We start from the raw sequence: 18,946 nt of genomic DNA on the forward strand, positions 1-18,946 counted from the left end.
GATCAGGCCTTTCTCACGAGGGCGGAGGTGACGCCGCCGTTCACCGTCGATACCGTCACCAGCAATGTCTGGCCGGGTTCGGCTGCGGACAGAGCGAGCACGTGGGCCAGCGCCTCGTTGCCGCCGAAGCATTCGCCGGCAAGGAGTCGGGGCAGGGCGATAGGACCTCGGTGTCCGATCCCCCGGATCGCAGCGATCTCGTTCCGGGTAATGGCGCCGAGTCCGTTCGCTGTACCGACGACGATGTCCACGTCGCCCACCCCGAGTCCCGCATCGCCGAGGGCTGCCCGCATCGTGTGCGCGATCGTGTCGTCGTTCTCCGGCCAGTCCACGTAACTGACGCCGGCACTCGTCGCCGAGGCGAGGGAGAGCCCGAGGAGGTGCGCGATGGGCTCGCCACCGCGTCGCCCGGCCGATCGCGGGGATTCGAGGACCACGACAGCGGCCGCTTCGCCCGTGCTGAAGGGAAGCTCGCGGTCGAGGTCCGCAGCGGCGGCATCGAAGTGGTCCGTCATGATCTCGTTCGTCTCGTCGAGCGACATCGCGAAGATCGCGTCGGCCTTGCCCGTCTCGATCAGCTGCGCTCCGTAAGCGACCGCGGAACCGCCGACGAGGGTCGAGTTCGCACCCTTCAGACCGAGCGCGAGACTGGCCTGGCCGTTGGCCACGTTGTAGACGGTCTGCGTGAACAGTGCGGGGCTCGCGTTCATGAGCCCGCCCCCGAGCAGGCCGTCGAGATAGTCGCTGACGACCCGCTGCGGTCCGTACTCGGTGTTCGCGACGATCCCGATCCGTTCCGCGTCGGCGGGAAGCTCGGCGAAGTGGGCCCCCGCGAACGCGTCGACGGCCGCTGCCATCGCGAGCTGGCTGAACCTCTGCTTGCGCCGCAGACCCACCGACGTGACGTAGTCCCGGATCCGGAACCCCGCCGGCACCTCACGGACCGAGTGCCCGATCGAACCGGAGGACGTGGCCTCCACCGTGTCGACATCGGCGAAGATCCAGTTCTCGTGGTCTTTCGCGTGCTCTCTCGCCGACAGGCCCAGCGACGAGATCGCGCCGACGCCGGTGATCGCCAGGGGCTCGTTCATGCTCTTTCTCGCTTTCTCAGCTGCTGTTGCGCGAGGGAGACGGACCGGTCGGCAGAGGCGATCAGCTGCGGCAATCCCGAGCCGTGCTCCCCCCATTGGCCCGTGATGAAAAGGTTCTCGAGGCTCGTCCTCTGGCTGATGCGCCGAACCATGTAGTTGTCGACGTCGTGCGCCCACCCCGTCGCCGACCCTCCCGTGTGTCCGAACCACTCGGCGTAGTCGATGGGTGTGACGATGCGTCGATAGACGCTGCTCGTTCGCAGTTCGGGCAGGAGCGTGCCGGCGAGCGTCGCCTCGATGCGATCTGCGTACTCCGCATAGAAATCCGCATCGTGGAGGTCGGGATCGTGGTACATGTCGACCTCGATCCGCACGAGGTCTCGACCGGGGGCGGCGACGGTGCGATCGATGTTGGTGACGACGTGCACCTTGATGACCGGGTGCTCGGGCAGGGCACCTGTTTCGAGAACGCGGTAGGTCTCGAAGACGTCGGTCGACGCAGTCACGTAGTGACGCGCGGCACGACCGAAGCGTGTCAGATCGACGCCGGCGAGAGTGTGGAAGAGGCTCAGCGACGAGTGCCCTCGTCTCCGGCCGCCCGCGTCGATGCCGGCGAGACCGTGACGTTCCAGCAGGGCGCCGAGGCTCGGGGCGTCCCCGGTGAAGAACACCACGTCCGCGCGTCGCACCGTGCCGTCGGCGAGAACGACCCCGCTCGCTCGGCTGCCCTCGATGACCAGGTCCGTCATCGAGGAGTCGAAGATGATCTCGCAGCCCGCGCTCCGCAGGCGGTCCACGATCGATTCGACGAGGTTCCGCACACCGCCGCGCGGATACACCATCCCCTTGCCGTAGCACTCGGTGATGAATCCGGCCATGACCAGCAGCGATGAGTCGTCGCACTGGATCCTCATCGCCAGGGCCGTCCGCAGCTCGGGGTCGGTGATCGTCTCCCGGCAGAACTCCTCGAACCCGCGACGGTGATGGCGCATCATGAAGCGTCCGCGTTCGCGAGGATCTGCTGAGTCGTCGCTGAGAAACGACCGCAAGAAGTCGAAGAAGCGGGCCAGGTCGTCGACGGATGCCGGGAACTCTCGCGCGAGCTCCTTCTGGAGTCGGTCCAGTCCGATCGGCATTTCGATACGCCGCTCGCCGATCGTGAGGATGTCAGCGATGTCGAACGGTTCCAACTCTACCGCGGCACTCAGGTCGAGCGACGCGAGCAAGCGAGCGAGGGACTCGCCTTCCCCTCCGCCGAGGAGATGCGAGACGGCCAGATCGAATCGGTCTCCCGCCTCGTTCTCGAAGCCGCCGAAGTAACCGCCCGCCTGACCGGTGCGCTCCACGACGACGACGCGGTGACCGTGGTGGAGCATTCGCGCCGCGGCGACGAGACCGGCCATTCCGGCGCCGACGACCACGACGTCAGAGCTTCGCATCGAAACCCCGCCCGTCGGTCACCACGCCGGGATTCTCGAAGAAGAACGTCTTCATCTTCTCCCCGACCGCCTCCGGCCAGCGGAAGAGGAATCTCCCGCCCTCCACGAGAGTGACGTGTTCGGTCGTCCCGAGGGCGACGGTGGCTCCGTCACCGACTTTCGTCAGTCGGTAGTAGAAGACGAGCTTCGTGGTCTCCTGCGGCTTGATGAAGGTCTCGAGCCGCAGCTCGTCGCCGAACCTGGCGAAGCCCGTGAACGAGACACGAGTCTTCGTGACGGGGGCGAAGATCGGTACCCCGTCGACCTCGATCATCGGCTGTCCCCCGATCATCTTTTCGATGAGCGCGAAGCGGCCGGCCTCGAACCACACGAACGTGTTGCTGTGATGGTAGACGCGGGCCATGTCCGTTTCGGCGAAACGGACCGAGAACCTGATCTCGTTCGGCGGCGCGATCCGTGATGCGGTCATCGAATCTCCAGGAGGTCGAGCACCGGGTACCGGCACAGCGAACGGATGGGGAACCAGAGCACGGCGACGGTCAGGACGAAGCCGATGCCGAGCGGAGCGAGGAACGCCCACCACGTCGGCGCGAAGGACAGAGTCGTCGCCCCGACCACGAAGGTGAACGCCTGGTCGGTCGAGGTGAAACCGACGGCATTCGCGCCGGCGATCAGGACCGCGGCCAGGATGCCGCCGACGACGTAGCCGATCACGTACTGGGCGACGACCTCGGTCAGGTACATCCGCCCCAGCGCACTCGATCGGGCTCCTGCTGTCTTCAGCACGGCGATGTCTGCGACGCGGGCGAGCAAGCCGGAGTAGACGAGCGAGGTCAAGCCGATGCAGATGATCAAGAAGGTGAAGGTCGACGCCGCGACGAGCACGACACCCCAGATCGCCGGTCCGAGCATGAGGGACGACCACATCGTGTCCGACCAGAGGGAGAGTGTGGTCGCGCAGCCGAGGCCGGCGGTTGCGGCGTCGATCTCGGAGCGGACGGTGCTGGTCTGCGGTGCATCGATCAGCAATTCGTTGGCTCGGTCGGCGTCGCCGAAGACTTTCCGGGCGAGCGACTCTCGATCGACGAGCACCCAGTTCTCGAGGGTGAAGCTGGGTGTGGATGCCGTGACCACCGCGTCGACGGTGTACGTGAGCCGCGCGGCGCCGATCGAGATGACGAGCACGTCACCAGAGGCGACTCCGAGTTGCCGGGCGACGGTGTCGGTGAGCACGATGCGATCGGCGCCGAGGGGCTCTGGAGGGAGTCCGAAGTTCTCGGCCAGCGTGCGTTCGGCTGCCAGGTCCGCGCCGACGAGAGTCACGGATGCGCTCGCCGGCCGATCCGGGGAGGCCGAGGGGCTCTCGAGGTTGGCACTCAGATCCAGGCGCGAATGGACGGACGTCGCCCCCACGGCAGCGGCGATGTCCGACATCTCGTGTGCGTCGACCGAGAGGACGTCATCGCGCGTTGCCGGCTGCACGAGCCAGGGCGCCCCGACGGTGCCGAAGAGCAGTCGATCCGCGTTCTGCCCGATCGCTGCGACGAACGACAGAGCGATGACGAAGAGCGCGATACCCACGGCCACCTGCGCGACGACGCCGACCGTCTCACGCCGGTAGTGGACCACGTCTCGTACGGCGATTCCGATCATCGCGCCCGCTCCGCTCGATCGATGTCGGCCCCCGCCGCGAGCTGTTCCGGGCGCAGCGATCGCCGGCGGATGACGAGGCCCTCTCCCGCCCTGTGGACCGCGGTGCCTACCGTGCCGTCGATGAAAACCCGCGTGAACTCGACACCCGGGTCGCGAGCGATAACGCTGGCCTCATCGAAGCTGCCGAACCCGAGGGCGAGGCCGAGGCCGAGATACTTCGCCCACGCCTCCTTGGCCGTGAAGACGGGAAGCAGGCGAGAGGGGTCGCGTGCGATGAGCTCCCGCTCCGCTGCGGTGAAGAAGCGGACCGGTGGTCCGCTCACCATGCGACGCTCCCGTCGCGCATTCTGCTGCTCGATATCGATGGCCACGTTGCTCGTCGCCACGGCGCACACCGTCAGGTCGCCCGTGTGCGACATCGAGAACCAGACGCCGGGAGTCTCGGCCTCGGGTCGTTGGCCGGGACGACGGCGTACCCGCAGGCCGCCGAGCCCCAGAAGTCGTGCCGTGTCCGAGAGCAGCGCCCGACCCGCCGCACGGCGCAACGGCCGTCCACCCGCGCCGTACTCGGAGCGATCGATCCACTGTGCGACGATCACGCGGCCTCCCCCAGGAGAGCGGAGCTGACGCGCAGCAGTTCGGTGACGGCGATGACCTCGCGCCGCCGGATCTCGCGCACCGCGGTGATCACGCTCGCCCATCCGACGCGCGGATCCTGCTGTGCGGCGTGGGCGCGCATGCCCCGAGCGAGTGCACGCCACCTCCCGCCGAGGGCGGCGTACTCCGTAGCGATCGCCGCGAGACGGCCGTTGTCCAGGTGCGTCGAGGCGGTCCGGAGACCCCGTGCGAACAGGTGCCGCCCGGCACCGCCCCCGGAACCGATCTTCTCCAGCGTCGTCGCCATCGACACCAGCTCGACCTGCATGACGAGGGGAGTCACCGTGTCGGGCATCGATGCCAGTTCTCGCTCGAAGGCCTTGAGAGCCCGCTCCCCCTGGCTGTTGTTCGCGGGGTTGAGGAAGAGCTCCGCACTCTCGACGAGGGACAGGGCGAGTACCTCGCGTACGTCGGGCACGTGCTCGGGCGGGATGAGCCGGCCGACCGCGAATCGGCGGGCAGGGCAGGCCATCGAGATCGCACCGTCACTCGGCATCGCCGCCGCCGTCGCGACCTCCTCCGCGTCCATCTCTATCGGATGCGCCCACAGGTAGTCGTTCACGAGCAACGAGCCGGCCGCCGAGACCGACCGCACCGGCAACGCGTGCTCGCCGAAGGCGTGGACCTCCTCCCAGGGAAGCACGCCGCGGAAAGTCGACAGTTCTCGCGCTTCGCAGTACAGGTACGGGAGCGTGCCCGCGTCTGCCCACTCACGGGTGCGGGCCAGCATCGCGTCCGCCGTGGCGTGGGAGACGAACTCGATGCGCGAGCCCGTTCGTCGCGCGAAGAAGTGCTCGAGATCGTGAATGCGACTGTTGATGTAGTAGGCGTCGCCGTCGCGGTGGAACAGCAGCCCGAGTCCGCCGCCGATGACGTACGCGAGCTCTTCATCGAAGACGAACTCCGTCCCGAGGAACGCGTTTCTGATCATGGTCGAGAAGCAATGGGACCCTCTGAGGTAGGGGTCGGGCCATTGCGTGCGTGGCGTGAGTTTCATGAGCAGACCCGTCCCGCGACACCGCGTGCATGGGCGTCGAGCGCGGCGCGCTCGACACGGGCGATCTCGGCGAGCGCCGCATCGGCGCCGTCCAGGAACTCGAGGTGCAGCGCGGCCGAGCGGGCGAAGCCCGCGTGTGTCTCATCGGGAACCGTTGCCGTGCCGTACGACTCGATCGCCGCCACGAGCACGGAGCGGTGGAACGAGTCGTCGCCGGCGCCCATCGCCGCCAGGCCGCGCCGGTACGCCTGGGTCTTCTCGCGCAGAGGGCGGCTCGAGACGAACGACTCGAGTCGGGACAGGCCGTCCCGGGCCGTCGCCATTCGCAGGAAGAGGAGTCGGAGGGACCGTCGGGCCCGCGCGGCGAGGTCGTAGCGCGCGGGTGCCAGGATCGCCCGCAGCGAGGGCACGGGCGCCGCGTATCCCCACAGGGACGATTCGCCGCGCAGCAGATCCTCGTAGGACGCCGTCCGGTCGGCGAACGTCGAGGTGATCCGCACGGTCGTGTCGCCGAATTCGCTCAGAGCGACAGGGCGCACGGTCGTCGCCCCGCTCACCGGGTCGCACTCGGGATGGAGGGAGTAGAACGGCGTCGCTCTCCAGCGCCGCTCGGCAAGAGCGTGTTCCCGACGAGCGGCATCGAGGAACGGCCCGGCGTCCATGCTCCGGAACTGCTCGCAGTTGAACCCCGCGGCCTCGAAGAGGTCGAATGCCGCATCGAGTCCGCCGAAGTCATCGAGGCCGTCCGGATCGGCGTACCGGATTCCGGATGCCATGACCACGACCGCGCTCGGCTCGATGGAGATGTCCAACGCGTCGAAGATCATTCCCGCGGGCGCGAGAGCAGGATGAGAATGTCGCGCGAGCGACGTCGGTGCGTCCATCACTCTCCCCGCCTCACCCTCCGGAGGGCGACGCAGGTGTTGTTCCCCCCGAACCCGAACGAGGTGGAGATCGCGACGCTCATCCCATCGACGTCACGGGAGGTGTGTGGGATGTCGAGTCCGGCGAATCCGTGCATCGGCTCCGTGGTGCCGATGTTGCCGGGAACGAAACCACCCTCGAGCGCGGCGAGACACACGAGCATCTCCAGACTGCCCGCGCAGCTGAGAGTGTGTCCGTGCAGCGGCTTCGTCGAACTGATGGGGATACGTGCCAGGCTGTCTCCGAACACGCGGGTCAGCGCGGCGAGTTCCATGGCGTCGTTGTAACGCGTTCCGGTTCCGTGAGCGTTGATGTAGTCCACGTCCTCCGGCCGTATCCGGGCGTCGGCGAGACACTGCGTGATCGCCAGAACGGCACCGGTTCCGCTCGGATCGGGGGCAGTCGCGTGAAAGGCGTCGTCGGAGAGGCCGTAGCCGCAGACTTCGCCGTAGATCGTCGCGCCGCGCGCGATCGCGGACTCCGCGCTCTCCAGGACGAACACGCATGCCGCTTCTCCCAGACCCGTACCGTCTCGCCCTTCGTCGAACGGCCGGACGGCGTCGTGCGTCAGCGACTTGAGCAGGGTGAAGCCGGAGAAGGAGAGCATCGAGAACGGTTCCGCACCGCCCGCGATGGCCACGTCCGCCTGCCCGGTCGTGATGAAGTCGTAGGCGCGGCCGACGGCGTTGCTTCCGGCCGCGCAGGCGGTGGAGACCGCGGCTTGGGGCCCGCGCAATCCGAACGCACGGCGGATCGTCGCGGTGACCGTCGCGGGCGTTCGCACGACGGTCGCCCCCGGGATCACTTCGTCACGGAGCTTCTGCTGCGCGTACGTGTGATTCGTCTCGACGCCCGCGTTCGACGACGCGACGACCACGGCCGTGCGGAACGGGTCGAGCGCTTCGACGGCGAACCCGGCGTCGGCAAGCGCGACGGCCGCACAGTGCACGCCGTAGTGCTCCGCGGTTTCCCACTCGGGATGCTCCGCCACGAGGGTCGTGAGTTCCGCAGGGAGCTCGGTGATGACCGCTCCACGGTCGAACGGGAAGGCTGCGGTGTCGAAGTACGGGATCGCCCGAAATCCGCTCGATCCCGCGCGGAGCGATTCGGTGAAGTCGCTCATCGTGTTCCCGATCGGACTCAGCAACCCGACGCCGGTGACGTATACGCGTGTGCTCATCCTCGGTGGAGCCTCTCGACGGTGGTCAGCGGGCGCCGATCAGGCGGCGTCGACGCGGTGCGCGCGCACGTAATCCGCGATCGTACGAACGGACGTGAAGACCTCGGGTTGATCGTCGGGGAGTTCGACATCGAAGGTCGCGTTGAGGGCGAGGACGACCTCGAGGATGTCGATGGAGTCGAGGTTGAGCGAGGACTCCTCGTGTTCCGTTCCCTCCGCCAGGGAAGAGAAGATCGGCGCGTCGAGGTCGACGTCGACAGGATCGATCTCGAGCCCCAGTCGTTCGACGATGGCCGAGACGATCTCTCGCTCGATGGTGTGTTCGGTCATGTCATTTCCTTCGTCTCTTGCAGTGGGTCGAAACATCGACGAGGCGGCTGGGCGGATGGTCGGGGCCCGATGCGGGCGGTGAACCGGCTTTCGGTTACCCGAGCGGGCCGCTCGGGCGTGTGCCGCGGCGACGACGTACTCGACGCCGGGGGGACCGGATGCCTCGAATGCCTCACTCCGGGAACATCTGTTCCGTCGTGACGCCGCGCCGCGCGCCTTCCGCGAGGAATTCACGCACCGACATATCTCGCTTCGAGCACGCGCCGCGATCGCCGCCGGGAAGCGCGCCCTCTTCGTCCGTTGTCGGGTGCTCCCCGCGCGCCTCAGTGGTCATGTTTGAATGCTAGAGGGTCATGTTTGACTCCCTCAAACGATTTCACCCGCCCGGTGAAACGGGAGGACTCTCCTACGCTGGGGGCATGGCCCGTAAGAAGAAGACGCCCCACCCGTTCGACCGGCATCTGGGTTCGGCGATCCGGGCGGCGCGTCGGCGCAGAGATGTCACGCGCGAGGCTCTCGCGCGGCAAACCGGCATCCCCCTGTCGAACTTGAAGCGACGCGAAGACGGGGTGAACGAGACCACGGTCTCCGAGCTCGAGCGCATCGCGGCGGTCCTGCGCGTGCCGACGCGCGAGATCGTCGACATGGCCCTCGTCGACTACAGCGACGACGGCTCCACGTCGAGCGGCTCGCCGCACGACGGCCTCGTCAAGCTGCTCGCCTCCATGTCGGAAGCCCCTCGTACCCTCGACGAAACAGACAACGTGACCTACCTCGGTCACGTCTCTCCCGGTCTCCTCGACGCCGCCAACACCGACGAGAGGACGAGGTCGACCGACTGATCATCGACGGAGGAGCCTTGCGAGAACTACTCGCCCTCGCGGCACGCCTCGGGGTCACCGTTCACGTCGCTCATCTCCCCGAGCCCTATCGGGGCTTCTACGATCACGAGCGTCGCATGATCGTGTACGACTTCACCCTCACCCCCGTCGAGCGCGCCTGCGTCGTCGCACACGAACTCGGACACGCCTTTCACGGACACCGGGGCCCGGGTGATCCCCGTGCGGAGGCCGCCGCCGACGCGTACGCCGCTCGGCTCCTCGTCGATCCGGAGCGATTCGCCCGGCTCGAAGCGATGGGTTTGCCCGAGAACGACATCGCCGAAGAACTGGGCGTGACGCCCAAGCTCTTGCGCGTTTTCCTCGAGAACGACCTCACGCGTCTGCGCGGCGTCACCTATACGCGCGCCCGGCTGGGGCGCGGCCAGTTCCACTCGGCCGAGCGTTGGGCATCGTGACGCCGCGTGCGTCGGCTCCTCCGCGCTCGTCCCCTCCGTTCGCTCGCGACGGCCGCGTCACGGTCGCCACCGACTCGTCCCCTCGCCCGTCGGATGCACCGACTAAATCCACCCCCGCTCGCGCGCGTGGATCGTCGCCTGCTGCCGACTCGCGAGTCCGAGCTTGCCGAGCACCGACGACACGTGGTTGCGCACCGTCCCCGCCGACAGATGGAGGGATGCCGCGATCTCGGCAACCGTCTGCCCTCGTGCGCCGGCTCGCAGCACGTCGAGCTCCCGGTCGGTGAGCGGGCTGCGCTCGTCGCTCAGCGCGTCGGCCGCGACCTCGGGGTCGACGTACCGGCGCCCGACCGCGACCTCGCGGATGACGGCCGCCACGTCGTCCGCCGGTCGCGACTTCGACAGGAATCCGCTCACTCCCGCACCGAGCGCCCGCCGCAGCACCCCCGGCCGCGCGTGCCGCGTGACGATCACGCAGCGCGAGGGCACGCTCCGCAGGATCTTCGCGGCCGTGTCGACGCCGTCGAGCCCGGGCATCTCGAGGTCGAGCAGGCAGACGTCCGGCCTCAGCCGCTGCGCCTCGGTCACGGCGCTCTCGCCATCGCGGCATTCGGCGACGACCTCGAGGTCGTCCTCCAACCGCAGCAGGGCGGCGAGCGCTGTGCGGATCATGTCTTCGTCGTCGGCGATGAGCACGCGGATCATGCCGTCACCCCCTCGGGCACGCGGACAGTGAGGCGGAATCGGTCGCCGACGCGGGTGGCATCCATTGCCCCTCCCACCGAACCCACGCGTTCGACGATTCCCGACAGCCCCGCCCCATCGCCGACGACAGACGCGGCCCCCCGCGCGTCGTTCTCGACGATCAGCACCCACGCCCCCTCGTGACGGGCGAGGGAGAGGGATGCCGACACCCCGCCGCCGTGCTTCAGCACGTTCGTCGTGGACTCGCGCACCACCGGCCCGAGCACGTCCGCCGGCGCGCGACCGGCCTCGGTATCGACCAGCAGGTCGACGGTCAGGCCCGCCGCGCGCAGCAGATCTGCGGCGTTCGCGAGTTCGTCGGGCAGGGGCACCCCGCGGAACCGTGCGGCCAGATCCCGCGTGCCGCGTCGCGCCTCATCGACGCTCGCACGAGCCGCGCGCACCTGTTCGACCGCGGCATCCGGATCCCTCCCCATCATCTTCTCGGCGAGCTCGAGCTGCAGCGCGATGACCTGCAGGTGGTGGCCCTGCAGGTCGTGCAGGTCTCCCGCGAGACGCAGGCGTTCTTGAGCGGCGGCGAGACGCCCCTCGGCGCGACGCGCGCGGTCGAGTTCGCGCACGATGTCCCACCACCACAGCGAGGTCGCGGTCAGCGGCGCGAGCATCGACGCGAACAACGGCAGGGCGAAGGTCAGGGTGAGGTAGCCGTCGGGATTCAGGCGCGTGGCCTCGACGACCCACGCCGCCACGATCACGACCAGCAGCAGCACGACGAGCCGCAGCCGGATGCCGCCCCGCCACCGCACCGTGCACAGCGCCTGCGCCGCGAGGGCCACCGCGACGAGCACGGATCCCGCCCCCAGGCCGAACACCGCCGCCGAGGCGATCCCCACCAGCACGAGGGGCCAGACCCGGCGCCGCGCCGAGTCGTCGCCGTCGTCGAGGGGCTCGCGGCGGTAGTGCACGAGCAGAAGGACTCCGGATGCCATCGACCCGGCCGCCCCGATCAGGACCAGCGCGATGTCGAGCGGCGTCCCCCGCATGACGACGACGAACGTCCAGAGGAAGAGGGCGAACACGTGCAGGAACATCACCGAGGCGGCGGTGTACCACCAGGTGACGCGGACGTCACGGGCGTAGGTCGCCGCGGGAGTGCGGAGGGGTGCGGGTGCGGGGGCGCTCACACCCGCCACAGTACGGGCATGACATTCGTCACGGGCGGGGCGGGACGACCCCGCGAGAGGGGGCGGGCACGGGTGGGTTCCGTGCCCGCCGTCCGCTCAGGCGCCCTCTCGTCGCGGTCCCGACGCCGCCGGCTCCGCACCCGCGAGAAGCGCATCGTCGCTCCCGTCGCCGCGGACCCGACGGCGGAACGGCGCCGCCAGCGTCGGCAGGATGCTGCGTCGGTGGATGATCAGCGCGACGATCGCGATCGCGATCTGCACCCCCGACAGGATGTACCGGCCTCCGGTGTCGGTGACGAAGAACTGCACCGCGAAGATCGCCGCGAGAGACGCCGCCGACCACCAGTGGAACCGCAGCGCCATGATGATGGCCACGCCCATCACGGTCTGCGAACCGGTGAGCACGAACTCCTCGATCTGGCGCGCGTCGAGGGAAAGGTCTCCCCCACCGCCGCCGAAGAAGTGCGCGAGGGGCAGCGAGCCGACCAGCAGGCTCCACTGATTGATCTTCGACGCGATGAGGGTGCCGATGGCGGCAGCCCCCATACCGCGCAGCGCGAACATCACGGCGATGATGAATTCGGGAGCCTCGGATGCCAGCGGCGCCAGCCACTGCACGAGGAAGTAGCTGTCGATTCCCAACGCAGAACCCGACTCCACGAGCGCCTCGGCGAACGGTTCGGCGCACGCGAGGATGATGGCCGCGGCCACGACGAACAGCGCGATGACGGTGAGGCGGCGCGGCCGCTGGGGCAGGTCGGCGATGAGCGCGGCGGGGCCGACGAAGTGCTCCTCGCCGTCGCTCTCGGCCTGGCTTGCGCGCCAGAGGTAGAAGGCGAACGCGGCGATGAGGACGAGTCCGAACCAGATCGGGAGGTGGCCGAGCAGCGGGATCGCGAAGGCGACGACCGCGAGCACCGCGAGGAAGCCCACGTCGAGGCGGGATTCGCGCGGCAGCTGCAGGAACGTCACCCGTGCGGCCTTCTTGCTCTTCGCGACGCGGTTCGCGACCATCAACGCCACGATCACGACGAGCGGCCACCCGAAGCCGAGAAGGAGCCGGTTCGAGCCGGTCATGTTCGCCGCCGCGAACTGCTCGTACGACGGGTCGTACCCCGACCGGAACGCGTAGTAGAGGTCGACCGCGTACTCCGGGAGCACGGCGATCAGTGCGAGGATGGCGATGGCCAGCGGGCCCGAGATGTCTTTCTGCGCGGCCTCGGCGGCCCACGCCAGAAGGAAGCTCGCGGCGACGACGGCCGCACCGAAGACGATGAGATCGAGCACGGCGTTCGGGTGGAACCCGAGCACCCGGAAGACGATCGCGGGGGCCGCGATCAGCAGGCACAGGCCGATACGGCGGATGAGAGCGCGTGGCATGGAAGAACTCCGGTCGGACGCGACCGAAGACGGGACAGCGACGCTTCGGCCTGGGCGGGCCGAAGGTCTCGCTCGCCTCACCGCTGAGCGGTCGAGGTGGGATGCCGGGCGATCATCGTGAACGCCAGTATGTCGACACCGCCGCGGGCCGGAGGCGGCCCGGAGCTACTCCCCTTCGTTGCCTCCAGCCTCGGCCAGCGATATTTCTGAACGCAAGCTGAGAGCGCGATTGACAGGATTTCGGGTTGCCTCACCCCGTGATGACGCGGAACGTCGAGCGCCATTCCCAGTGTTCAGGCTGTCCGAAATCCGGCGCGGATGCCGCGGGAGCGTCACCTCAGCGGTCGGTCGTCGGGGAGCTCGGGCGGAACGCGGTCGCGGTCCTGCGCCGTCTCGATCGAGGTGGGCTCCTGCCGAAGCTGCCCCGAGGTCGATGGCGTCCATCCGTAGAACGCGGACTCGACCGCACCCGCATCGATCACGGGGCGGATCGCCTGTCGCACGGCGTCTTTGCGCCGGCCCGAGCGACGACGTCCGAGCGCGACGCCGAGACGAACGAGCACCCCGACCGCGATGACCGCCCAGAAGAGGTACTCGATCCACACGAGGAAGCTCGGCACGGTTCCTCCTTCGGATCGGCCACGGGGCTTGCGACGATACGCGATCCGGAAGACGCCGTGAAGGCCACCACTGACATTCGTCAGGGGTGGGGCGCCGCATTTTCCCGCCCGGTCGTGACACCGCGACACTGCCGCGACGAGCCGCCCGCCGATGGGATGGAATCACCGCGGAATACGCCGCGTCCTCATTCCCCCGGAGTCCCCATGTCGAATCCCGTGTCGGACCTCATCCTCGGCTTCCAGGGCCTCGTCGCCGACGTGCCCGACCTCGTCCAACCGCTCATCCTCGCCCTCGCGGGTGCCGTGCCGTTCATCGAGGGCGAAGGTGCCGCGGCGATCGGCATCATCGGCGGCATCCCTCCGATCGTCGCCGCCATCGCCGGCGCGGTCGGCAACATCATCTGCGTCGCCGTAGTCGTGCTCGCGACCTCTCGCGTGCGCACCGCCGTCACCACCCGCCGCGGCGCCATCGAGAAGCCCCCGACCGCCCGCCGCGAGAAGTTCGAAAAGGCCTACCACCGCTACGGAACCCCGGGCGTGAGCCTGCTCGGCCCCCTGCTGCTGCCGACGCAGTTCACCGCCGCGGCCCTCACCTCCACCGGCGTGCCGCCGATGCGCGTGCTCGCCTGGCAGGCCGCCGCGATCGTGCTGTGGACGACGGTGATCACGCTGATCATCACGGGGGTGGTCCGGGCGGTGGCGTGAGATTTCCCTTCGGACGAGGGATGCCGCGTCTCGACGTCTGCGCTGAGTTCCGCGCGCGGTCAGCAACGTCATAGCGAAGACCTCGCTCCGCGCAACCTCGGCCCGCGGCCCGCATGGCTGGATAGAGGAGACCCCGCCCGCATTCGAGAGGACACCCACCCGATGCCGCAGCAGACTGTCACCCTGACCCTCGGACAGCCGATCTACGCGCAAGCCCTCTATTACACGGCCATGTTCTCGCAAAAGCCGTTCCGCGAAGCGCTGCTGATCTACCGCGAGGGCGGGACGTACACGATCCTCTCCCCCGGCGAAGATCACCACGGCTGCTGGGTGTCCGTCACGGCCCCGCTCGATCCCCCGCGCCACGTCGCCTTCATGTCGTGGCCGTCGGCCGACTGGGACCACGACATCGCCGCGCACACCCTGACGTTCGCGCCCGATACCGGCGCATTCACGCAGGAGTTGCGGCTGCCCGGCGAGGCGGTTCCGCGCGCCCAGCACGGGTTCGCGGTAGCGATTCCCTCTCCCGAGTCGATGGACCCGAGTGCCGGGTGGGAGGCCCTCCGGGAGCAGCACGAGGCGAGCTTCCGCGCCCTGAAGGATCTCGCTGGCGTGCGAGAGCCCGACGTCGGATAACCGGATAAGTGCGGTCTCTTCCAAAATCGGAAATGCCGGGCCGAATTGCGAAAGAACCCGCCTGAGTACGGCGCAGAGGGAAGTCGGCGCGTGCCACCATCGGGGAAGTAATTTCTCAGCATGGGGGACCGATGGAATTTCAAGACCGCCTCGCCGCGCTCGCAACCAAGGTGAACAATCAAGCGTCAGCAATCGGCACCGAGGAGGCGACCAAGAACGCTTTCGTCATGCCGTTCATCTCGAGCATCCTGGGCTACGACGTGTTCGATCCACTCGAGGTCGTTCCCGAGTTCACCGCCGACGTGGGTATCAAGAAGGGCGAGAAGGTCGATTACGCGATTATGCGTGACGCCGAGGTGCAGATCCTCATCGAATGCAAGGCGTCGACCGGTGCCCCCAAAATCGAACACGCGTCGCAACTGTTCCGGTACTTCTCCACCACGAACGCCCGTATCGCCGCTCTGACCAACGGTGTGATCTGGCAGTTCTTCACCGATCTCGATGCCCCGAACAAGATGGATGCCAAGCCGTTCCTCGTCCTGGACCTGCTCGACATTGACGACACACTGATTCCTGAGGTCCAAAAGCTCAGCAAGGACAACTTCGACCTGGACTCCATCATCAGCGCGGCTGAGGAGCTCAAGTACGTCGGTGCTCTCAAGCGCGAGATCGCTGGGCAGTTCCGCGAACCGAGTGACGAATGGATCAAGTTCTTCACCCAGCGGGTCTACGAAGGTGCGTACACCGCGAAGGTCCGCGAGCAGTTCACTTCGCTCGTGACCAAGGCGTCGCGCCAGTTCCTCACCGAAAGCGTCAACGACCGTCTGAAGACGGCGCTGGGAGCCGGCGCTGGGGTCGCCGTCCCGCTGTCGAGCGACGCGCCCGCCGCCGTTTCGAGCGAGCCCGCGGCGCAGGCGGACCTCGAGCGCGACACCGAGATCGAGACGACTCTCGAAGAGCTCGAGGGCTATCAGATCGTCAAGGCCATCGCATGCGGAGAGACTAAGCCGCACCGCGTCACGCACCGCGACGCCAAGAGTTACTTCGCCGTGCTGCTCGACGACAACAACCGAAAGCCGATCGCCCGCCTGCATTTCAATGGACGACAGAAATATCTGGGCCTCCTGGACGAGCAGAAGGTCGAGACTCGTCACGCCATCGACGAGCTCGATGAAATCTACGAGCACGCGGACGCTATTCGCGAGGCTGTCGTCCGTTATCGATGACGTGAGCACCCTTTGCGTTGCGCACTGCTCCTGTGGGAAATCCTCCACGGAGCAGTGCGCGGCATGGAGATCACGTTGACGAACAGAGGCATTTCCACTGAAAGACCCCACATGTCACGCGCCCACTTCTTTATCGCTGCCGCAGCCGTTGTTGCGACTCTTTCTCTCGCAGGGTGCTCATCCCCACAGCCGGGAGAGGCTGCGCCTGCCCCGACGGCGGCCGTCGTTGCGACTGCAGCTGTCACCCCCGCGCCGACGCCGGACGTAGCAAGCACAGCGCCCATCTCGGACATCCAAGCTGCCGCGGACACTTTCCTAGGGGCGCTCGATCAGCTGGGCATTGAGCACTCCGAGCCGGTCCGAGCGGAGGTTGGCGCCTCGGGCGCGAAGGCACGCTTCGACATCACAGTGAACGGATTCGAAGCCGGCATCAACGTCTTCCCTGGCGCTAACACGCTCGCCGCGTGGGGGAAACTCAGCGGCGCCTGCGGCGGCATCTTCGTCTCGTCAGGAAATGCAGTTCTCTCTCTCAACTCGAGCGAGGGCGTCGGAAAATCCGCCGAGATCGCCCCCACCATCGCCGACGCGGTTGGTGGGGAGGCACGCGGCGTCTGAGCCTCCAACCGGCCGCCATCGAACCGCCGCCAACCCCCGCGGCTAGGCTCGACTCATGACCTGCTCCGCTCGCCCCACCTTCGCCGAGATCCACGAGTGGGTGACCGAATACGAAAAGCACGACCGTGTCGCCCACGCCACGGTTCACGTGCTCCGCCAGGACGACCCCGAGCACCTCGAATCCGGCATGGTGGCAATCCACCTCAACCACGGACCCGCGTCGATCTCGTTGAACGTGGACTGCGAGCGGACGTGGACGGCCTCTCTCTCGGAGCGCTCCGGCGAGTTCCCCCTTTCGGGCGGCAATCTCATCGCCCTCGGCGAGGAGCTGTACACGACGGGCAAGCTCTGCGAATACCTGCAGGCGCGCACCGACGAAGCCGCCGCGGCTTCGTGACGCACAGCGAGCTGCCGCACATCGAACCCGGCGTCTACGAGCACTTCAAGGGCCAGCGCTACGAGGTGTTCGGCATTGCGAGGCACTCCGAGACCGAAGAGGTCTTCGTCTCGTACCGCACGCTCTACGGCGACCACTCTTTGTGGGTGCGCCCGATCGCGATGTTCACCGAGCACGTCGAACGCGATGGATATTCGGGCCCGCGGTTCCGGCGCGTCGGCCCCTCGAGCTGACATCGCTCCCGGTGTGCTCCGCCGGGTTCACGGCATCCGTTCGACGTTCCCCTCGACGGCGGTCCTCCCGTGACAGAGTGACGGCGTGAAACTGTATTCCGACTTCGCCGTGCAACGCGGGCGTCAGGTGATCGCCGACTTCGTCGCTCTCGCGCTCATCGCGGTGAGCATTTTCGCGGGGATCACCGTCTCCTCCGCCGTCGACCAGTTCTCTCAGCTCGGCCGTCAGCTGCAGACCACCGGCGTGGACTTCCGCACGTCGATGACCGACGCGGGCACGCGACTCGGAGGAGTTCCTTTCATCGGAGAAGGGATCAGCAGCCCGTTCACCAGGGCGAGCTCCGCGGGCGACACCCTCGCGGCGGTCGGCCAGACGCAGCAGGACATCGTTCGCCAGGCGGCGATCGCGCTCGGCGTCGGAGTCGCGGCGCTACCGATCCTCATCGTTCTGCTGGTCTGGCTCCTCCCCCGCCTCCGCTTCGTCTCGCTCGCGACGCGCACCCGGGCTCAGGTGCGCGCGGGCCTCACCACCGACCTTCTCGCGCTGCGGGCTCTCTCGCATCAGAAGGTGGGCACACTCACGAAGGTCGACCCCGACGCGGCGGCCGCCTGGCGCCGCGGCGACCCCGTCGTCATGCAGCGCCTCGCCGGTCTGGAGCTGAGGTCTGTCGGCATCCGAATCCCCTCACCGGGGCCGAATACCGCGGCGAGCGTGCGTTAGGACCGTCCGTCACGAACGAGGGCGACGGATGCCGCGATGTCGGCCGCCGCGGTCAGCCCCGACGCCATCGCGGTGACCACCGCAGCGGGGATTCGAGAATCGACCCTCTTCGCGACGTCGCCCGCTGCCCACACGCCCGCTCGGCTGGTGCGCCCGAGCGCATCGATCTCGATCCCCTCCGGGGCGGAGCGGATGCCGAGATCGTCCGCGATCCCCGATCGAGCGCGTGCGTTCGGGGGGATGAACGCGCAGGCAGCCTCGACCGCGTCGCCGTCGCGCAGGTCGATCCGCACCCCGGTAGCCGACCGGCTCACGGACAGGACATCTGCCGGTGCGACGACCGGTACGGATGACGACAGCCCGCGTAGCAGCCCGCCCACATGCTCGGCGTGGCCCCCGTCGGAGATGACGGCGATCGGGCCGGGCGCGAACTCGTGACCGTGGCAGTAGGGGCACGGCAGCACGATGTCGCCCCAGAGTTCGCGAACCCCGGGGATGGGCAGCAACGCGTCGTCGACGCCGCTCGCGAGAAGGAGGCGTTCGGCGCTCCACTGCGCGCTCGGGGTGACGAGCACCAGCCCGCTCCCGTCCTCGCGCGCGGTCTCGACGCGCTCGGGCACGCGGCGCACCCAGGGATAGGCGGCGAGTTCTTCATGCACGGCGGCCCGGAGCGCTGCGGGCTCCGCGCCCGCCCACCCGAGCACATTGCCCATCACCGACGAAGAGGCGTTCCGGTACCGCCCGTCGTCGAAGACGACCGTCTCGACGTGCATTCGCCCGAGGGTGAGAGCAGCCTGCAGGCCCGCGGGGCCGCCCCCGATGATCGCCGCCTGATACTTCCACGTCACTGGATCACTATGACGAATCCAGCGCCGACAGCCAAGGAAGATCGCCCGCTCGAGGGCGATTGATCGGAGCCGTCCAAGACGATGTGAGCCGGCATCGGCGGTTTGATC

The 18,946-nt window shown here is 68.0% G+C and carries 24 protein-coding genes; 9 read left to right on the forward strand and 15 right to left on the reverse strand.

Annotation, left to right across the window (positions count from 1 at the left end; translation table 11 throughout):
* Positions 1 to 2 precede the first annotated feature (2 nt).
* From DEU35_RS03195 to DEU35_RS16980, 10 genes are all read right to left on the reverse strand, one after another.
* Positions 3 to 1,091, reverse strand: a complete 1,089-nt coding sequence (locus tag DEU35_RS03195; protein WP_181904558.1) for a beta-ketoacyl synthase N-terminal-like domain-containing protein — start codon at positions 1,089 to 1,091, stop codon at positions 3 to 5.
* Positions 1,088 to 2,530: an NAD(P)/FAD-dependent oxidoreductase gene (locus tag DEU35_RS03200; protein ID WP_116238590.1), complete on the reverse strand. Its 1,443-nt coding sequence runs from the start codon at positions 2,528 to 2,530 to the stop codon at positions 1,088 to 1,090. The genes DEU35_RS03195 and DEU35_RS03200 overlap by 4 nt, the downstream gene beginning before the upstream one ends.
* A complete protein-coding gene (locus tag DEU35_RS03205; RefSeq protein WP_147301820.1) occupies positions 2,517 to 2,933 on the reverse strand; it encodes a thioesterase family protein in 417 nt (138 codons plus the stop codon). Before DEU35_RS03205 ends, DEU35_RS03200 begins: the two co-directional genes overlap by 14 nt.
* A 62-nt stretch (positions 2,934 to 2,995) precedes the next feature.
* Positions 2,996 to 4,183, reverse strand: coding sequence for an ABC transporter permease (locus tag DEU35_RS03210; RefSeq protein ID WP_116238592.1), 1,188 nt, complete (start codon positions 4,181 to 4,183; stop codon positions 2,996 to 2,998).
* A complete protein-coding gene (locus DEU35_RS03215; RefSeq protein ID WP_181904559.1) occupies positions 4,180 to 4,782 on the reverse strand; it encodes a 4'-phosphopantetheinyl transferase superfamily protein in 603 nt (200 codons plus the stop codon). The genes DEU35_RS03210 and DEU35_RS03215 overlap by 4 nt, the downstream gene beginning before the upstream one ends.
* Entirely contained in the window at positions 4,779 to 5,771 is a 993-nt protein-coding gene (locus DEU35_RS03220) for a DUF4872 domain-containing protein (protein ID WP_181904560.1), read from the reverse strand. Before DEU35_RS03220 ends, DEU35_RS03215 begins: the two co-directional genes overlap by 4 nt.
* Before the next feature lie 62 nt (positions 5,772 to 5,833).
* Complete coding sequence (locus tag DEU35_RS03225) at positions 5,834 to 6,721, reverse strand: hypothetical protein (protein WP_147301821.1); 888 nt, start codon at positions 6,719 to 6,721, stop codon at positions 5,834 to 5,836.
* Positions 6,721 to 7,941: a beta-ketoacyl-[acyl-carrier-protein] synthase family protein gene (locus DEU35_RS03230; RefSeq protein ID WP_116238596.1), complete on the reverse strand. Its 1,221-nt coding sequence runs from the start codon at positions 7,939 to 7,941 to the stop codon at positions 6,721 to 6,723. Before DEU35_RS03230 ends, DEU35_RS03225 begins: the two co-directional genes overlap by 1 nt.
* A gap of 39 nt (positions 7,942 to 7,980) precedes the next feature.
* A complete protein-coding gene (locus tag DEU35_RS03235; RefSeq protein WP_116238597.1) occupies positions 7,981 to 8,271 on the reverse strand; it encodes a phosphopantetheine-binding protein in 291 nt (96 codons plus the stop codon).
* A gap of 172 nt (positions 8,272 to 8,443) precedes the next feature.
* Positions 8,444 to 8,605, reverse strand: coding sequence for a hypothetical protein (locus tag DEU35_RS16980; RefSeq protein ID WP_181904561.1), 162 nt, complete (start codon positions 8,603 to 8,605; stop codon positions 8,444 to 8,446).
* A gap of 85 nt (positions 8,606 to 8,690) precedes the next feature.
* Here DEU35_RS16980 and DEU35_RS03240 point away from each other — a divergent pair, with 85 nt between their 5' ends.
* Both DEU35_RS03240 and DEU35_RS03245 read left to right on the forward strand, forming a co-directional pair.
* Positions 8,691 to 9,113, forward strand: a complete 423-nt coding sequence (locus DEU35_RS03240) for a helix-turn-helix transcriptional regulator (protein ID WP_103206631.1) — start codon at positions 8,691 to 8,693, stop codon at positions 9,111 to 9,113.
* Positions 9,114 to 9,130: 17 nt separating this feature from the next.
* Positions 9,131 to 9,568 carry an ImmA/IrrE family metallo-endopeptidase gene (locus tag DEU35_RS03245; RefSeq protein WP_103206632.1) on the forward strand — a complete coding sequence of 146 codons (438 nt, stop codon included), beginning with the start codon at positions 9,131 to 9,133 and terminating at the stop codon, positions 9,566 to 9,568.
* A gap of 102 nt (positions 9,569 to 9,670) precedes the next feature.
* Here the strand turns inward: DEU35_RS03245 and DEU35_RS03250 are convergent, their stop codons facing one another.
* The 4 genes from DEU35_RS03250 to DEU35_RS03265 all read right to left on the reverse strand — a co-directional run bounded on the left by DEU35_RS03250 (position 9,671) and on the right by DEU35_RS03265 (position 13,457).
* A complete protein-coding gene (locus DEU35_RS03250) occupies positions 9,671 to 10,273 on the reverse strand; it encodes a response regulator transcription factor (RefSeq protein ID WP_116238599.1) in 603 nt (200 codons plus the stop codon).
* Positions 10,270 to 11,457, reverse strand: a complete 1,188-nt coding sequence (locus DEU35_RS03255; RefSeq protein ID WP_116238900.1) for a sensor histidine kinase — start codon at positions 11,455 to 11,457, stop codon at positions 10,270 to 10,272. The genes DEU35_RS03250 and DEU35_RS03255 overlap by 4 nt, the downstream gene beginning before the upstream one ends.
* Positions 11,458 to 11,553: 96 nt before the next feature.
* Positions 11,554 to 12,837, reverse strand: coding sequence for a sodium:proton exchanger (locus tag DEU35_RS03260; RefSeq protein ID WP_116238600.1), 1,284 nt, complete (start codon positions 12,835 to 12,837; stop codon positions 11,554 to 11,556).
* Positions 12,838 to 13,169: 332 nt separating this feature from the next.
* Positions 13,170 to 13,457, reverse strand: coding sequence for a hypothetical protein (locus DEU35_RS03265; RefSeq protein ID WP_103206635.1), 288 nt, complete (start codon positions 13,455 to 13,457; stop codon positions 13,170 to 13,172).
* A 204-nt stretch (positions 13,458 to 13,661) separates the two neighbouring features.
* Between DEU35_RS03265 and DEU35_RS03270 the strand changes: the two genes are divergently transcribed.
* The 7 genes from DEU35_RS03270 to DEU35_RS03300 all read left to right on the forward strand — a co-directional run bounded on the left by DEU35_RS03270 (position 13,662) and on the right by DEU35_RS03300 (position 17,990).
* The gene (locus tag DEU35_RS03270) at positions 13,662 to 14,162 is read left to right on the forward strand and encodes a small multidrug efflux protein (protein WP_103206636.1); all 501 of its coding nucleotides are present in this window, start codon (positions 13,662 to 13,664) and stop codon (positions 14,160 to 14,162) included.
* 162 nt (positions 14,163 to 14,324) lie between these two features.
* Positions 14,325 to 14,798, forward strand: a complete 474-nt coding sequence (locus tag DEU35_RS03275; protein ID WP_116238601.1) for a hypothetical protein — start codon at positions 14,325 to 14,327, stop codon at positions 14,796 to 14,798.
* Between the two features lie 131 nt (positions 14,799 to 14,929).
* On the forward strand, positions 14,930 to 16,024 hold the full coding sequence (locus tag DEU35_RS03280; protein ID WP_116238602.1) for a type I restriction enzyme HsdR N-terminal domain-containing protein: 1,095 nt from the start codon (positions 14,930 to 14,932) through the stop codon (positions 16,022 to 16,024).
* Positions 16,025 to 16,087: 63 nt separating this feature from the next.
* Positions 16,088 to 16,639, forward strand: coding sequence for a hypothetical protein (locus tag DEU35_RS16795; RefSeq protein WP_147301822.1), 552 nt, complete (start codon positions 16,088 to 16,090; stop codon positions 16,637 to 16,639).
* Between the two features lie 55 nt (positions 16,640 to 16,694).
* Positions 16,695 to 17,036: a hypothetical protein gene (locus tag DEU35_RS03290; RefSeq protein ID WP_116238604.1), complete on the forward strand. Its 342-nt coding sequence runs from the start codon at positions 16,695 to 16,697 to the stop codon at positions 17,034 to 17,036.
* Complete coding sequence (locus DEU35_RS03295) at positions 17,033 to 17,269, forward strand: DUF1653 domain-containing protein (RefSeq protein ID WP_116238605.1); 237 nt, start codon at positions 17,033 to 17,035, stop codon at positions 17,267 to 17,269. The genes DEU35_RS03290 and DEU35_RS03295 overlap by 4 nt, the downstream gene beginning before the upstream one ends.
* Positions 17,270 to 17,354: 85 nt before the next feature.
* Positions 17,355 to 17,990 carry a hypothetical protein gene (locus DEU35_RS03300; protein WP_116238606.1) on the forward strand — a complete coding sequence of 212 codons (636 nt, stop codon included), beginning with the start codon at positions 17,355 to 17,357 and terminating at the stop codon, positions 17,988 to 17,990.
* On the opposite strand, the gene DEU35_RS03305 is transcribed toward DEU35_RS03300, so the two are convergent.
* Positions 17,987 to 18,838 carry an NAD(P)/FAD-dependent oxidoreductase gene (locus tag DEU35_RS03305; protein WP_181904562.1) on the reverse strand — a complete coding sequence of 284 codons (852 nt, stop codon included), beginning with the start codon at positions 18,836 to 18,838 and terminating at the stop codon, positions 17,987 to 17,989. The genes DEU35_RS03300 and DEU35_RS03305 overlap by 4 nt on opposite strands.
* Between the last annotated feature and the right edge of the window lie 108 nt (positions 18,839 to 18,946).

The organism is Microbacterium sp. AG157, from assembly GCF_003385695.1.
GTDB lineage: Bacteria > Actinomycetota > Actinomycetes > Actinomycetales > Microbacteriaceae > Microbacterium > Microbacterium testaceum.